The organism is Paenibacillus sp. 4624, assembly GCF_050435065.1.
GTDB lineage: Bacteria > Bacillota > Bacilli > Paenibacillales > Paenibacillaceae > Paenibacillus > Paenibacillus amylolyticus_D.
On sequence record NZ_JBNDJR010000002.1, the window covers coordinates 76,921 to 92,402 of the forward strand.

Annotated in this window: 10 protein-coding genes; 8 read left to right on the top strand and 2 right to left on the bottom strand. The window is 48.9% G+C overall.

The genetic code is table 11. The features are described 5' to 3' along the window. Positions 1-130 precede the first annotated feature (130 nt). The 6 genes from nikA (at position 131) to ABIE27_RS04790 (ending at position 7,059) form a co-directional block, all read left to right on the top strand. Positions 131-1,702, top strand: coding sequence for a nickel ABC transporter substrate-binding protein (gene nikA, locus ABIE27_RS04765; RefSeq protein WP_123063869.1), 1,572 nt, complete (start codon positions 131-133; stop codon positions 1,700-1,702). Next, a complete protein-coding gene (gene nikB, locus ABIE27_RS04770; RefSeq protein ID WP_123063870.1) occupies positions 1,702-2,649 on the top strand; it encodes a nickel ABC transporter permease in 948 nt (315 codons plus the stop codon). Before nikA ends, nikB begins: the two co-directional genes overlap by 1 nt. Further along, positions 2,646-3,500, top strand: coding sequence for a nickel transporter permease (nikC, locus tag ABIE27_RS04775; protein ID WP_123063871.1), 855 nt, complete (start codon positions 2,646-2,648; stop codon positions 3,498-3,500). The genes nikB and nikC overlap by 4 nt, the downstream gene beginning before the upstream one ends. After that, entirely contained in the window at positions 3,497-4,297 is an 801-nt protein-coding gene (locus ABIE27_RS04780) for an ABC transporter ATP-binding protein (protein WP_429350012.1), read from the top strand. Before nikC ends, ABIE27_RS04780 begins: the two co-directional genes overlap by 4 nt. Before the next feature lie 92 nt (positions 4,298-4,389). After that, a complete protein-coding gene (locus ABIE27_RS04785) occupies positions 4,390-5,148 on the top strand; it encodes an ABC transporter ATP-binding protein (protein ID WP_429350246.1) in 759 nt (252 codons plus the stop codon). Between the two features lie 405 nt (positions 5,149-5,553). After that, positions 5,554-7,059 carry a malate:quinone oxidoreductase gene (locus ABIE27_RS04790; protein WP_123063873.1) on the top strand — a complete coding sequence of 502 codons (1,506 nt, stop codon included), beginning with the start codon at positions 5,554-5,556 and terminating at the stop codon, positions 7,057-7,059. A gap of 139 nt (positions 7,060-7,198) precedes the next feature. Here the strand turns inward: ABIE27_RS04790 and ABIE27_RS04795 are convergent, their stop codons facing one another. Then, positions 7,199-10,357: a hybrid sensor histidine kinase/response regulator gene (locus ABIE27_RS04795; RefSeq protein ID WP_345789265.1), complete on the bottom strand. Its 3,159-nt coding sequence runs from the start codon at positions 10,355-10,357 to the stop codon at positions 7,199-7,201. Between the two features lie 152 nt (positions 10,358-10,509). On the opposite strand from ABIE27_RS04795, the gene ABIE27_RS04800 reads away from it, so the two are divergent. Further along, positions 10,510-11,655 (top strand): response regulator, encoded by a 1,146-nt coding sequence (locus ABIE27_RS04800; RefSeq protein WP_429350013.1) that lies wholly within the window; start codon positions 10,510-10,512, stop codon positions 11,653-11,655. A gap of 141 nt (positions 11,656-11,796) precedes the next feature. On the opposite strand, the gene ABIE27_RS04805 is transcribed toward ABIE27_RS04800, so the two are convergent. Next, positions 11,797-12,939 carry a hypothetical protein gene (locus ABIE27_RS04805; protein ID WP_429350014.1) on the bottom strand — a complete coding sequence of 381 codons (1,143 nt, stop codon included), beginning with the start codon at positions 12,937-12,939 and terminating at the stop codon, positions 11,797-11,799. 380 nt (positions 12,940-13,319) lie between these two features. Here ABIE27_RS04805 and ABIE27_RS04810 point away from each other — a divergent pair, with 380 nt between their 5' ends. Further along, a complete protein-coding gene (locus ABIE27_RS04810; RefSeq protein WP_429350015.1) occupies positions 13,320-15,473 on the top strand; it encodes a TerD family protein in 2,154 nt (717 codons plus the stop codon). Positions 15,474-15,482: the final 9 nt, after the last annotated feature.

Here is a 15,482-nt window from a genome sequence, read left to right on the forward strand (position 1 = left end):
TTTTTTTGCGTTCAACCCACCAAAAATATCTTGTCAAAACGTAATCATTACGATAAGATAATATTCATTGTTTAAATAGTAATTGTTACGATTAATATTGAGGTTGATATTTATATGAAGAGAGAGGGGCATGACCTTGTTTACGAAAAAGAAGCCTTTGCTGGCGCTAATCTCCTTGGCCCTAAGTGCGGTGGTGTTACTTACCGCTTGCGGAGCATCCACATCTAGTCCGGCGGCGCAAGGCGATACCAATACCCAAGCGAATAAGAATGTTCACTTCCTGTATAACTTCTCGACCAGTTCACTTGATCCGCATGTGGATTCAAGTTATGTGCCGCTGCGTGCGGGCGTTACAGAAACGCTACTTCGTCTGGATGAGGACAATCTGACCGTTGCGCCGTGGCTGGCCGAGAACTGGGAGAGTAAAGATGGTAAGCACTGGACGATTAACTTGCGCGACAATGTGACTTTCCAGAACGGCAAACCGATGACGGGGGAAGCCGTTAAAGCATCTCTGGAGCGGGCGTTGAAAGAGAACGTAGCCATCCAAAATACTTTGAAGGTGGATACAATCAAAGCCGAGGGGAACAAACTGGAGATCACAACGACCGAGCCGTTCCCGGAGTTTGCATCCGAGCTGGTGAATCCAAACACGGCGATTATTGACGTTAGTGAGCCGGATATTGTGAACAAACCTGTCGGTACAGGCCCGTTCAAGCTGACTTCCTTCACGGCAGGCAGCAAGCTGGAGCTGAGCCGCTACGATGCTTACTGGGACGGGGCTTCGCCGCTGGATTCCGTGACATTTTCGTTCAATGAAGATGCTAACGCACGTTCGCTTGCACTGAAGTCCGGTCAAGTAGACATTGTCTACCGCCCGGAAGTGGAAAGTCTGGAATCCCTCAAAGCCATCGATGGGTTGAAAGTCGAATCCACATCCACGTTCCGCGTGCACCAGTTGACGATGAATATGCAGCGGGAGAGCATCAAGGATGTGAATGTCCGCCGTGCGCTGGATGCGCTGATTGACCGGAAAGGCATTGTTGATACAATCCTGCTTGGCTACGGCGAGCCTGCCATTGGCCCATTCCTGCCATCGCTGCCATTTGCACCTAAATATACACATGCAGTAACGGAGACTGGCCCGGATGTGGCTGTAAAATATCTTGGAGATGCTGGCTACACCCAGCAAAACGGTGTAATGACCAAAGACGGCAAACCATTGAAGCTGACGCTGCTCACCTATTCGTCACGCGCCGATCTGCCACTCATTGCACAAGTGTTCCAGTCGGATGCGAAAAAGATCGGAATCGATGTGCAGATTCGTCAGATTGATGCACCGGAAGAATACATGGCTTCCAACCGGGATTGGGACATCGCTACATACAGTAATCTGACCGCTCCGCGCGGTGATGCGGGTTATTATCTGAATGCGACATACCATCCGAAGGGTGCGCTGAACTTCAGTGGATCGGAAGACCCGGCGCTGACCAAGATCATCGACGAGCTCAATCTTACGGTTGAACCGAAGAAACGCGCAGAGCTGGCAGAGAAAGCAGCCAATTATGTACACGATAACGTGCTGAACTCTTTTGTACTGCATCCAGCAACGATTGTGGCCTACAACAGCAAAAAGGTGAAGAACTGGGTTACCACGCGCAGTGAATACTACATGATTACAAACAAGCTGGATGTGATGTAATGTTTCGCATTTTGCTTCGCAAGTTTCTGGAGGTTTTTGTATTTCTGCTCTTCATTATGTTCGTGAGTTTCCTGTTCATCCGACTTGCTCCCGGCGATCCGGTATTAACCATCCTGAATGTTGAGGAATTATCGGTGAGTAAAGAACAAGTCGAAGCACTGCGCGAGGAGATGGGCTTTAATGACTCGCTTCCCGTGCAGTTTGGCCGATGGCTGCTTGATTTTGTACGGATGGACTTTGGTGTGTCCTATTCAACAGGTCAGCCGGTAATGCAGACACTGATGCGCGCACTCCCGGCAACAGCCGAGCTTACAATCGGGTCACTGCTGGTCATGCTATTCGTGGCTATCCCGCTGGGCTCCCTGTCTGCACTATATCGGGGCAGCTGGATTGATCAGGGGAGCCGTATCTTGTCTATTCTGGGTGCAGCTGTGCCCAGCTTCTGGCTGGGACTCATCCTGATTGACCTGTTCGGCGTGCGATTCGGCAGTCTGCCCACGATGGGACGGGACGGATTCAACTCACTTATTCTGCCATCACTGACGCTGGGACTTGCCATCTCCAGCGTTTATGTGCGTCTTTTACGTTCCAGCTTGCTGGACTCTCTGAGCCAGGAGTTTGTGCGATCTGCCCGGGCCAGAGGGCTTTCGGAGGGGCGGATCTTCTTCCTGCATGCATTCAGACACAGTCTGCCCCCGGTGATCACCGTATTTGGAGTTAGTCTGGGCAGTCTGATTGGCGGCGTTGTGGTAATTGAAGTGCTATTTGCTTATCCGGGGATCGGCAAGCTGGTTGTGGATGCCATTCGCCAGCGCGATTATCCATTGATTCAGGGATATATCCTGATTATGGCGGTTGTCGTGTTCCTGGTGAATACGGCGGTAGATCTGTCTTACCGTTATTTAAATCCAGAGATGAAATTGAAGGAAAGGGAGGCCCACCGATGAAAACGATGCCCCTGCGCATGCCGTCAACCAAAACCAAAAAGCACAGCTGGCAGGCTATCATCGGCATGCTGTTTGCACTGCTCGTTATCGCGGCCTCCCTGTATGCCTTTCTATACCTTAAACATGATCACACCCTCACCGACCTGCGCAGCAGGTTGCAAGGGATGAGCGCGCTTCATCCGCTTGGCACCGATCATCTGGGCCGTGATGTGCTGACACGTCTGCTTCTCGGGGGCGGTCAGACGCTCGGTTACAGCCTGCTGGCACTCGGCGCAGCACTGATTATCGGCATTCCGTTTGGCCTGATCGCAGGTTACAAACGCGGCTGGATCGACAAGCTGTTCATGCGTATCGCGGATGCGTTTCTGGCTTTTCCGGACACCATCGTGGCGATTGTACTGAGCGGTCTGCTTGGTGCAGGCATCGGCAATCTGGTGCTGGCGATTGTTATCGTGAAATGGGTGAGTTACGCGCGTCTGGTTCGAAGCACTGTCCTATCCGAGTCACAAAAGGATTACATCCGTGTAGCCCGAACCAACGGTCTGTCCGATGCACGAATCATGACCAAACATCTGCTACCGCATATTGCGGGTCATGTGCTGGTACTGGCTAGTCTGGATCTCGGCAAAATCATCCTGCTGATCTCATCCTTATCCTACATCGGACTAGGCGCACAGCCGCCGACACCTGAATGGGGAGCGATGCTGAATGACTCGCGTCCTTATTTCCAATCCAGACCTGAGCTAATGGTCTTTCCGGGCCTGGCAATTGTCTCGGTTGTGCTACTGGCGAATATGCTGGGAGACTACTTGCGAGATCAGTTTGATGTGAAAAAGGAGGTGCAGTCATGATTCTCTCTATGGAGGAGCTGAGTATCTTCAGCCGGGAGCGGACGATTGTGGACAGTGTATCCCTTGCCGTCCGCGAAGGGGAATTCATGGCGCTCGTGGGACAGAGCGGCAGCGGCAAAAGCCTGCTCTCGCAGGCGATCGGACAGCTACTGCCGACCAACCTGCGTGCATCTGGGCGTGTTCTGTTCGAAGGTAGCAATCTGCTCGAACGGAAGCCGAAGGAGATGCGTGCGCTGCGTGGACGCGATATCTCGTATATTTTTCAGGACTATCAGGGAGCGTTCACACCTTTTCGCAGCATTGGCGGACACTTTGATGAATATCAGAAGGTGCATGGAGAGAAGTCTGCTGTTATCCGCAAAAAGCGTGCCGCAGAAGCGCTGGAGTCCGTTGGACTGAGCCCGGAGCTGCTTCGCCGTTATCCGTTTCAGCTGAGCGGGGGTCAGCTACAGCGAGCATCTATTGCTACGTCGCTCATGCTTTCGCCGCGGCTACTCATTGCCGATGAAGCAACGACCGCGCTGGATAGCATGTCCGCGCATCGCGTACTGGAACTGCTCGCACGCAAGCAAGCCGAGACGGGCTGTGCGATCCTGTTCATTACGCATGATTGGCGGCATGTGCGCCGATATGCGAACCGTTTGTCTGTCATGAAAGAAGGGCAGATCGTGGAATCAGGCGGCAAACACCGTATTCTGGATCATCCCCAGCATGAATATACACGCCAATTGATTGAAGCAGCGCCTGTGTTGAGTCATGAATTGAAGTCTGGTTTGAAGGAGGTGGGCGCGGAGTGAGAAGCACAGTAAATGACAAGAGTGACCAATTAAGCCCATCAGATCCGTTTGATACGGCTTCATCACCCAATCCATCATCAGATCGCCAAGTCGTGTTACGTGTGGAACAGCTCACCCGCACCTATGCTGGTGCGGAACGTCCTGCCGTCAGCGATATCTCGTTCACCCTGAATCGCGGCGAGTGTCTGGGCCTTGTCGGAGAGAGCGGCTGTGGCAAAAGCACACTAGCCCGCTGCCTACTTCGTATTGAGGATGCAGATCATGGCTCGATCCAGCTTGGCGGGCAGGATATTGCCCGGCTGGATGGACGCCGTTTGCGTCCGCACCGTCGCAAGATTCAGATTGTTTTCCAGAACCCTTCGGCTGCACTGAATCCGAAACTTACCATTGGATCATCCTTGATCGACCCCTATGAGCAACTAGGCCGGGATGCCAAGCTCACACACTTCACCTATACATCGAAGGAAGCCTACATCCGCCAGCTGCTAGAGGCGGTGGAACTTCCAAGCGAACTGGCGAACCGCTACCCTCATGAGCTGAGTGGCGGCCAGCGGCAACGCGTGACCATTGCAAGGGCCATCGGCATTGAGCCCGATGTCGTTGTCCTGGATGAGCCAACGGCCAGTCTCGATGTCATTTCACAGGGAGCCATCCTGCAACTGCTCACGGATTTACGGACATCGCTTGGCCTGTCCTACGTGTTCATCTCACATGATCTGGCGGCGGTGCACCGAATGAGCCAGCGAATTATCGTGATGCAATCCGGGCAGATCGTAGACCGATTTGGCGCGGATGCGTTGTTCGCCGAGGAACGCCACCCGTATACGAAGGAACTGATTTCGATATTCTGAGGTCACAGTACGTAGAAGCATGTGAACTGACTTCTTTCTATAATAAGAGCCGTTATGCGAAGGTTATGATGCATGCGGCTCTTTATGCACTCTTTTTCACAGCGAATCATAAACTTTAAAAATAGGCCTTATGCCTAGCGAATGCAAAGTTCCTTCTTTGCTTTGAACAAATAAATCTTTCAGGCCTATAACCGGGCTAACGAACCGCGGCAAACTAGCGTATACTGAGGGAATAGCAAATATCTTGAAATTGCATATTTAAATTGCTCCATATTATTGATACACTAGTTCAAGGTTATATTCATTCAGACAAGGCGTGAACCCTCGAAGAGTGGGCTTGCAGCCAATGCCAAATCGATAACGCTTACATCCTTTTGGCAAATATAGGATATAAGGACGGTAGACATGAGCCAGGGACAAACGAGTACAGATGTAATCTTGATCGGTGCCGGAATTATGAGTGCAACTTTGGGAACTTTGCTGAAAGAATTGGCACCAGACTGGAATATTAAGGTTTTTGAGAAGCTTGCCACGGCAGGAGAAGAAAGCTCGAATGAGTGGAATAATGCCGGAACCGGGCATGCTGCGCTGTGCGAACTTAACTATACTGTTGAACGACCAGACAAAACCGTAGATATTAGTAAAGCCATTAAGGTGAATGAGCAATTCCAGGTTTCCAAGCAATTTTGGTCCTATCTGGTGAACAGTCGTCTGATTCGGAATCCGAGGGACTTCATTATGCCGATTCCTCACCTCAGTTACGTGCATGGCGAGAGTAATGTGCAGTTTCTGAAAAGACGGTATGACACATTGTCAAACCATCCGCTGTTCGCAGGCATGGATTTCTCGGACAACCGGGAGGAGCTGGCGAAGTGGATGCCGCTGATGATGAAAGACCGTACAAGCAGCGAGCCGGTTGCGGCGACCAAAATTGACTCCGGTACGGACGTTAACTTTGGTGCTTTAACGCGCATGCTATTGAAACATCTGCAGGAACAAAAGGTGGAAGTCCACTATAAACATAGCGTGAAGAACATTAAACGCAAGAGTGATAAGTCATGGGAATTGACTGTGAAAAATCTGACGAGTGGAGCCGTTGAACGCCATCGGGCAAAATTTGTCTTCATTGGTGCGGGCGGCGGAAGTCTGCACCTGCTCCAGAAGTCCGGTATTCCGGAAGGCAAACATATCGGGGGCTTCCCGGTAAGCGGGATCTTCATGGTATGCAAAAATCCAAAAGTCGTAGAACAGCATCATGCCAAAGTATATGGCAAAGCTTCCGTAGGCGCTCCACCGATGTCCGTGCCGCATCTGGATACACGTTACATCGACAACCAGAAGTCACTGCTGTTTGGGCCATTCGCCGGTTTCTCGCCGAAGTTCTTGAAGACCGGATCAAACGCCGATCTCATTGCTTCGGTAAAACTGCATAACCTCTTAACGATGCTTGCGGCGGGTGTGAAGGAGCTCTCACTCACCAAATACCTTATTCAACAGCTCATGTTAACGAAAGAACAGCGCATGAAGGAACTGCGTGATTTCGTGCCGAGCGCGAAGAGTGAGGATTGGGATATGGTGCTGGCAGGTCAGCGTGTTCAGGTCATCAAGGACACGGTTCAGGGGGGCAAAGGCACGCTGCAGTTCGGAACCGAAGTCGTGACTGCGGCAGATGGCTCCATTGCAGCACTGCTAGGCGCTTCGCCGGGTGCTTCGACAGCGGTTCAAGTTATGCTGGAGATTCTGGAGCGTTGTTTCCCGCAGCATATGAAGGAATGGGAACCAAAGATCAAAGAGATGATCCCGTCTTATGGCATCTCACTTGCAGAGAATCTCGATTTATTACGCGAGGTGAATCTGTCTACCGCGAAATCGCTGGGATTGTCGGATGAGAAGCAAGCATTGCATGTGTAATGGATTTAGTGCGTCATGAAGCAAGAAAATGAATCAAGAAATTTAATGAAGTAGACAATAAAAAAATAAAAGTAAAAAAGCTGAGTCCGGATCAAGTCCAGGCTCAGCTTTTTGTGGTTTAGTTTTCCCGAAAAGTAAATTAAAACGAATCCATATCCGTCTGATCGGGAATAAAAAAGGAAACCTTCGTTCCTTGCCCAGGAGAGCTGACGATCGTCAAACCCTGCCCATAGAGCTGATTCAAGCGCCGATGGGTATTGGTCAACCCAATGCCTCCAGGCTTTAACGGATTCGGTTTAGGCCATGCGAGCGCTCGTTCAATCTGTTCCGGATGCATGCCTGAGCCGTTATCTTCGATCTCGATCAGCGTGCCGGCAGTTTGGGTAACGATGCGAATCCATACCGTCCCACCGTCTACTTGGCTGAGGACACCATGGCGAACGGCATTTTCAATCAGCGGCTGGATTGTGAGCGGAGGAAGAATCACATCAATGTCTTCTGGAATGTCCCAGACTACGGTGAGCCGTTCCGCGAACCGTTCCTTCTCGATGTAGAGATAGGCTTTCGAAAGGTCTATCTCATGGGTGATCTCTACCATTTTCTCTGAATTTACAAAATGGAAGCTGGTCTGCAAATATTCGATAAAAGCATCCCCCAGACGCTGCATTCGATCCGTATCGATCTCGCTGAGCATCATTATGGAATTGAGTGTGTTAAACAGGAAGTGAGGCTGGATCTGTGCCTGCAAATAAGCGGCTTCCATCCGCAATCTCTCATCAATGGAATGTTTCAACACAATTAATGAACCAATGCGATGTCTCAACTCTACAGCGTCAACAGGCTTGGTCACATAATCGGTAGCACCTGCCATGAATCCGGCATAAATATCAGCAGGTTCGTTTCTGGCCGTTAACAACAGAATAGGAAGCTCCGATACGGAATAACGTTTACGCACGCTCTCTGTCAGTTCATAACCGGACATATGAGGCATCATCACATCCGCAATTAATAAATCCCATGACTGTGTATTCAGAAGTTCAAGTGCTTCTAACGCTGAAGTGGCAGGTTGTATATCATAGGGTTCATTCGACAGCATCGAGATGAGCACGCGTAAGTTGACCGGATCATCATCGACAGCAAGGATACGAGCAGTCGTCTTCCCAGGTATGACGGGGTTCACAGGATGCTGATTTTCATCTAGGCTCACAGCAACTTCACTCAAATGCTGGACATCCCATCGTGACTGCTCCGTCTGATCGGTCTGGTCGGTTAAGGCCGATGTATCTCCTCGCGGCAGCGAAACTTGGAAAACAGATCCGTGTCCAAGCACGGACTGCACAGTAAGTTCACCACCATGAAGTTCTGTTAGCTGTTTGCTGATGCTTAACCCGAGCCCAATCCCCCCACTCAAACGTGCTTGAGCAGTACCTTGCTCGTAAGCTTCAAATATTCGTTCTTGTAGCTCCTCGCTGATTCCCGTGCCCGTATCCGAAACTTGCATAATGACGCTATTTTCATCCGCTCTGACCGATACCGTAATAGTGCCCTCATCCGTGAATTTGAGCGCATTATGCAGCAGATTGTACAGGACCTGAACAAGCCGTCTCTCATCCGCCTGAACAAGCGGTAATCCTTCGGGAGTATCCACAATGATCTGGACTCGCTTGCCTTCAGCCATAAAACGGAACATACCAATGACGCCGGATATGACAGAGGCGAGGGATAATGGTTTTTTCTGCAATGTGATGCGTTTTTCTCTCAGACGTATGACATCCAGAAGGTCATCAATTAGTTGCGACATCTGTCTCCCGATATTGACAAGCAGTTTCATGTCCTCTGTATGCTGTCCTCTGGATTGACGCTGTTCGCGTACCGCAATACTTTCGGCAATGTTAATAATCCCATGCAGGGGAGTCCGCAGTTCATGCGCTGTGTTCACTAGGAATTGATCTTTCTGCTGATCCTCGACTTTGAGCTGTTCATACAGTTTTTCAATTTCAGTGGCATTGCGGAAATATTTCCTGAACCAGTAGGCTGCGAAGCCAAATATGGCTGCAATGACATCAATCGGATAATACACATTGGTGATTTCGTTATGTGAGTTCACAATTCCCCACAGCACACTGGACAAGCTGCTCATTGCTGCAAAGAGCAAAAAGCTTGCGTCGCTTTGTTTGGCTGCGGCCATTTTGAAGAACAGGAACACAGACCAGCCAATGGCGAACAAATACAGGAAATCAGGAATTTGAGTATGAAGTGCTTGGTACACAAGCGTTACGGGAGCAATGAGCAAAAATAATAGATATCCTCCTACAACGCTGGCATATGCAAGAAAGAGCTTGCGCCCATGATTCGGATTCGCAAAGCTTCTGGCTAGCATGAGAAGGAAAAGCGCGAATGAAGCATATGAAATAGCCTTGGCTTTTACCATCCAAGTGAAGTTTAATGGAAACCAGTTTAATAACAGGCCATCATGGTCAGAGACAACCGTTAAGGCTGTGGCCAGTATTAACAAAGAAAACGTGAGCAACGCCCGCTGCTTCCGGATAAACAGAAACATCACAAAAGCATACAGGCTGTGCAGAAGCAGTATGGCAAACGTGATTTTCTGCAAATCAATCGATAACCCCCGCTCACTTCCAATGGCTGCGGGAGAACCCAAATACAGAGAACGTGTAATTCCTCCACTGAATGGGTCGTCGAAATTGGCTGTCTGCACAAGTAGAGTGAGTTCACTCGTCTTGTCTAGTGCATAGGAAGTTACGAATGCAGTCCTTTCTGGTTTATAGCTTTGGGCATTGCTGGCAGGTTGACCAAACTTGGCAACTACCGTTCCGTTGATCTCGATGATAGATGAGGTTTGAATTTTCTGAGCCCAGAGGGATATTTTCTTCACCGAAGGGTCTAGCAGTATGCGAAGCTGGTACGTTCCATATCCGAACGACGATGCAGGTTGTGATTGTAACGCATTACGCCAATCGCCCGGGACGTGGACCCAGGTGGAAGGCATGTCCGCCCCCATGTCCGAATCCGTATTTGTATCCTCTCCACCAGAAATCAATGTATGGGGTGTGAAACCCCATTCTCCATCCAGAGAGATCGGGGAAGTGTCAGCAAGATCCCAACCGCGAAGATCCAGCACGCCTCGAACAGGTTCTGGATGATCCGGTATTGCAAAAGAGACAGACCATATCCAGCGAAAGCTAAGTAAAATGGTTAAAAATACAAGGGACAATACAACATAGCTAGGTATTTTCATATTCGTTATTGGTTTCATGGCAGATTTTAATTTCGACACGTTTCGTCTAACTCCTGCATCGTCGTGTTCGATCAGAGTGCTTTTTTATTTGGAATTTTAGACGTATTAACAAATTGATAGCGTTCGCAATCCAAAGTTTATGGTAAAATTATTGATTAATGGATCATCAAGCGAGTCGGAGGGCTGTGCATATGAGAGTGATTTTGGTAGATGATGAAAATCTCGCTCTGAGCAGGTTAAATAAATTGTTAGTCGAGAGAGAGGATTGCGAGGTCATTGGTACTTTTTTGAAGGCGGAAGAAGCGATAGAACAAATTAAGCAACATCTGCCTGACCTCGTTTTTATGGACATTGAAATGCCGGGGATGAATGGAATCGTAGCAACTGAACGAATTCATGAGGTATCTCCCAGAACGGAAGTTATTTTCACAACTGCCTATAACGAACATGCCCTAACGGCTTATGGCCTTGAAGTGTTGGATTATATTATGAAACCCGTAACACGGAATCGTTTGGATAAAACGATGAAGATGTATCAGCGCAGAGCTGTACCTGCACCAATGGAAGTGATCGAAGACACAACAGAGCAAGGAATGTTAATCCGCTGCTTGGGAATGCTTCAGGTGCAGTTGCATCCGAATGAAGCACCCAAACATCTGAAGTTTAGAACGACCAAAATTAGAGAACTATTCGCGTATTTGCTCCATCATCGCAATAAACCGATCAAGCGTGACACCTTGCTTGAGCTGTTATGGCCGGAGCTCGATGAGAGGAGAGGCATAACGAACCTGCACAGTGGCATTCATCGCTTACGTGGAATGCTGAACGAATTCGTGGGTGAGGACCGGATTTCGGTACGTTATCAACAATTCGGTTATATATTGGAGACGGGTGAACTCCGGATTGATGCGGAAGAGTGGGAGAGCCGTCTTAACCGATTACCTTCATTATCGCACTCTACAGTTGCCGAGTATCGGTATGTTTCGGATCAATATGAGGGCAAGTATTTCGGTGAGGATGATTACGCATGGGCGGAGCTGGAACGTCAACGATTGCATGCGCTCTGGCAGAATCATGCGCTGAAGCTTGCGCAATACTACATTGAATCGGGACACCCCAATGAAGCCCTGATGTTGTACCACCAGATACAGCAATTTGATCCGATGATGGAGGGGGTCAGCCTTTCTCTCATGAAGTTGTATGATCGATTAGGCAACAAAGACCCGGTGGCTGCTCAATATCATCAGTTGGCATCAGCATTACAACAAGAGGCAGGAGTAGCTCCTGGTCCCGAAGTGGAGTCATGGTATAAGGAATGGAAAACAAGGAATGTGTGAGCATCTGCTCACTGGGATATTTGGCGTATGGAAAAATAAACGTGTGGTACCTTGTGACAGCCTCATGAATGAGGCTGTTTTTTTTATACCAATAACACTGCCAAGAGCATTTGTTACTTATTGTTACTCGTTGCAGGGGTACTACAGAAACCACTCCCTAGCCTGTTCGTTAAAAAATGGGGTCACCTCGGGATACTCGTTCAGATCAATATTTTGCTGGCGTATGATCTTCTGTAGAAAGATGGTATCTGTGAATAATTTGCTGATGATGAAACTGCATTCCTTAGGGTTATCTTGGAAAGCGTCTGTGAGCACCCGAATCTCGTTAAAATCAAAGAACAGGATATATGAAGCGTAATTTTGAAGCAGTACAGTAAAACAGTAATCACGATATGATCTGAAGTTCTCCGAAGCACTCTCGGTAACATCTCGAAGGGAATCCGTATTGGCAGTGGTATCGGTATGCGCATCAGCATCAGCGTTTGTATCAAACGTCACATCCATCATGACATCAGCGAGCAAATCTCTAATGATCTGGCAAAACGCCGCAGGATCATCCTTGTATAGCTTGAGCATTCCATCGACGTCGTTAATGAGTTGAATGGCGGGCTCCAAACTTTTAATAGAAGGTATGATTAACTTAGGGGAACGGCCCTCAATGACCTGTAACAGCTCCAGAGTTAACGCTTTGCAGGCTTGAATCTCTTCTGCTGAGATCACGATGTGTTCCGCGAATTCGTCGCGATGTGTGGTGTAGTGATTATAATGAGCAATGAAATAATCCTTGAGTGGAATCCCCGTTTTGGTATGAATCAAACGTTGTTGATCAAATGAACAGGCATATAAAGTCTCATCATTCACCGGATGAGCGTAGAGATAGATAAAGAAGAAAAAGTCGCGTAGCGAATGCTTCTGCGCAGCGTTTAAACAAGTTATGTCATGCAGATGGGACAGCTGGAGGAAGCTATATTTTTTCATCACATCATTCATCTCGCTGTAGGTGTTGTGTGTGTTGATGGACAGCGTGCTATTGATCGTGAACAGCAGGTAGTACAGAATCATCTCATCATATACATTAAGTTGCTCAAATGTTTCAGCTAATACGGGCTTCCAGTCTGGCTTGGACCCATAGTAGGGGTCTTTCGGGCGTAATCGGACGATCCAGCCTGAGAAGGTTTCCTCGGGGTGATCAGCAAAGAATAACGCTGCACTGTCATCCTCATATTGATCAAATGCCATCATCATATCACCGTCTACGGGTTCCAAGGGGAGAGAGAACTTCATACGATTATAATCATTATATAAAGTGTGGAGTTTCATTTTCAGATAACCTCATTTCAAATGTAAGTATTGAACCCTATTCGACACCTATTCGGGCACTCCTTCCATATAAATCATGTCGTAATACTTTCGCCCTGCTCATGAATGCCAAAATCTGAGATGATGAGTTCACCAAAGGCTCGGGTGACGAACTTCGGAACTTCGAACTCTTGGCCTTCAGGCTATGGCGATCCTTCCTTCTACACATCATTGGAGATTCTAGGGTCGCCGCTCTCCTGAAGATTTCAAATCAGAGAGGAGGCGTCCAGGCTATCATATTCCTTCCTTCTAAACCTAACCACCAAATGTTATATAGGGATATGGCTTTCCTGGACTCTTTGATCATGAACGATAAAAATGTAGATTACAGCAATATAAAAATGAACAGTATCTATGTGCGCAGAGCCGGCAAACTTATGATTCAACCGAGCGAACAGCGACAGCATCCATTGCCCAAAAAAGTTCTGGCGACAGCACTCAAAAATATAGAATCTCTCGGTTTCACCTTCTCGAATGAGCTGATGCAGGCACTGCGAACGCTGTCCGAGGAACAATTTTCAGCATTGATTGGGCAACTGGTGAGAGACCTCAAAGTGATGGTCGGTGCCCACGTGCAGTACAAACCGATGTATGCGGGATTCCCGGAGCAGGTGATGGAAGAGGATGAAGCGGAGCTGTACTTGAACGCCGTTTTTCATTACCTGACGCATCTTACGCTTGACGATTTCGAGCCTTCGGCTATGGCTGCAGGCGTGCGGTCTCCTCTAGTGGAGCAAACGAAGTTGAAAATCATTGATCTGGGGAGCAAGCAATCGTTCCAGAAGCTGATCCGTCAGTTAATCGAAGCGAAGGGCTCCATCTCGGATACGGACAAGAAAGATATCAAACAAGCGTTGAAACACGCTGATCCGAGTGAGGTCGAAACCATACTGCCTGCGGAGATTCCGTTTAAGGAAAATATAGGCTTTGTCGTTGCGGTGCTATTGAAATATGAACTGGCAAGCATGGAACGTATCGGGCCTTATTTTAAAACGGCAAGCGATGTGCTCCGACTGGCAGTATCCTGGTCGGAGGGGGACGTCAGTCTGGCGACCGCCACGCCTTTTCGTAAATTCAAACGCCGTGAGCGCCGCCTGCTCCTCAGCTTGCTGGAGCAATGCGGCTCCATCACAGAGGATATGCTGCGCTACAGGGATCGCTGGATTCGGCTGGGGGAAATTCTGCATCCATCCGAATACAAGCTGCGGTATCCGCGTAGCCAGACCGCCTTTGATATTCTGCGAAATCACAAGCCGTTCTCAACCTTTAACGGCAGCGTGGAGCTCGCGTTCCAGTATCGGAATATCTGGAGCCTGATCGACTTGCTGTCCCAGCGTCCGGGTGAATTCGCGCGGAAGCTGGATCATATGCTGCGGATCACAGAAGATGAAGAATATGTGTTACTCGCTTTTGGAGAGGTGGCTGCTCAGGTGTCCACGCCGGTGTTATTGCAGGTGAGACAGCATTTCGCACAGCGGAATGAAGCGTCAAAAATGCGGGTGTTTTTTCCGAAAGGCAATGTGGCCAAGGCGGTTGGCATCCCGAATGAGCTGCCGGAGCTGAATGAAGCAGTCTGTCAGGAAGTGGTGCAATTATGCGAGCAGGCTCTAATCGCACGATTCGCTGAATTCCCTTCGCTCGGGAAGACGTATGTCGATGAGCGGCTGCAGCATTATCTGGTGCCTTTTTCACAGCGTTCCGCGAGCAAAGCCTTACGAACGATTGTGAGAGGAAGCCGTATTCCTATGGGGGAGGGCGACACGATTCGTTTCTTCAGCTGGTGGAAAGAGGGCGAGGTCGATGGCACGCCTACAGGGCGTGTGGATATTGACCTGTCTGCGATTATGTATGACAAGGACTGGAACTATGTTGAACATATCTCATATACGAATCTGAAGTCTGTGAAATATAAGGCTGTCCATAGCGGGGACATTGTGACTGCACCTTATGGGGCGAGTGAGTTTATTGATCTGCATATCCCTTCGATTGTGAATTATGGCGGAAGGTATGTGGTGACCACACTTCACTCCTTCACCAGCCATCCATACTGTAACTTGCCGGAGTGTTTTGCAGGCTGGATGATGCGCAAGAAACCCGGCTCGGGCGAAATTTATGAACCATCCACGGTGGAGAACAAGATCGATATTACGGCTGATACGCAGATTGCAATTCCCGTCATTCTGGATCTGGTCGACCGTACAATCATCTGGACGGATCTGGCGCTGACAAGGTACCCGGACTATTACAACAATGTGGAAGGCAATCGGGGAGGCATCGTGCTGATGGGGAAAGCGATGACTTCATTACGCAAACCTCACCTGTATGACTTGTTCATGCTGCATGCCAAGGCAAGAGGTGAACTGGTGGATACGAAGGAGCAGGCCGATACCATCTATGCGGTCGATGAAGGTGTGACACCGTATGATATTGAGCAGATTATGGCGGAGTATCTGGCTTGATCGCAGACC

Coding starts and splice junctions, on each gene's coding strand:
- nikA (WP_123063869.1), top strand. CDS start 131: ATGACCTTGTTTACGAAAAAGAAGCCTTTGCTGGCGCTAATCTCCTTG.
- nikB (WP_123063870.1), top strand. CDS start 1,702: ATGTTTCGCATTTTGCTTCGCAAGTTTCTGGAGGTTTTTGTATTTCTG.
- nikC (WP_123063871.1), top strand. CDS start 2,646: ATGAAAACGATGCCCCTGCGCATGCCGTCAACCAAAACCAAAAAGCAC.
- ABIE27_RS04780 (WP_429350012.1), top strand. CDS start 3,497: ATGATTCTCTCTATGGAGGAGCTGAGTATCTTCAGCCGGGAGCGGACG.
- ABIE27_RS04790 (WP_123063873.1), top strand. CDS start 5,554: ATGAGCCAGGGACAAACGAGTACAGATGTAATCTTGATCGGTGCCGGA.
- ABIE27_RS04800 (WP_429350013.1), top strand. CDS start 10,510: ATGAGAGTGATTTTGGTAGATGATGAAAATCTCGCTCTGAGCAGGTTA.
- ABIE27_RS04805 (WP_429350014.1), bottom strand. CDS start 12,939: ATGAAGTTCTCTCTCCCCTTGGAACCCGTAGACGGTGATATGATGATG.
- ABIE27_RS04810 (WP_429350015.1), top strand. CDS start 13,320: ATGAACGATAAAAATGTAGATTACAGCAATATAAAAATGAACAGTATC.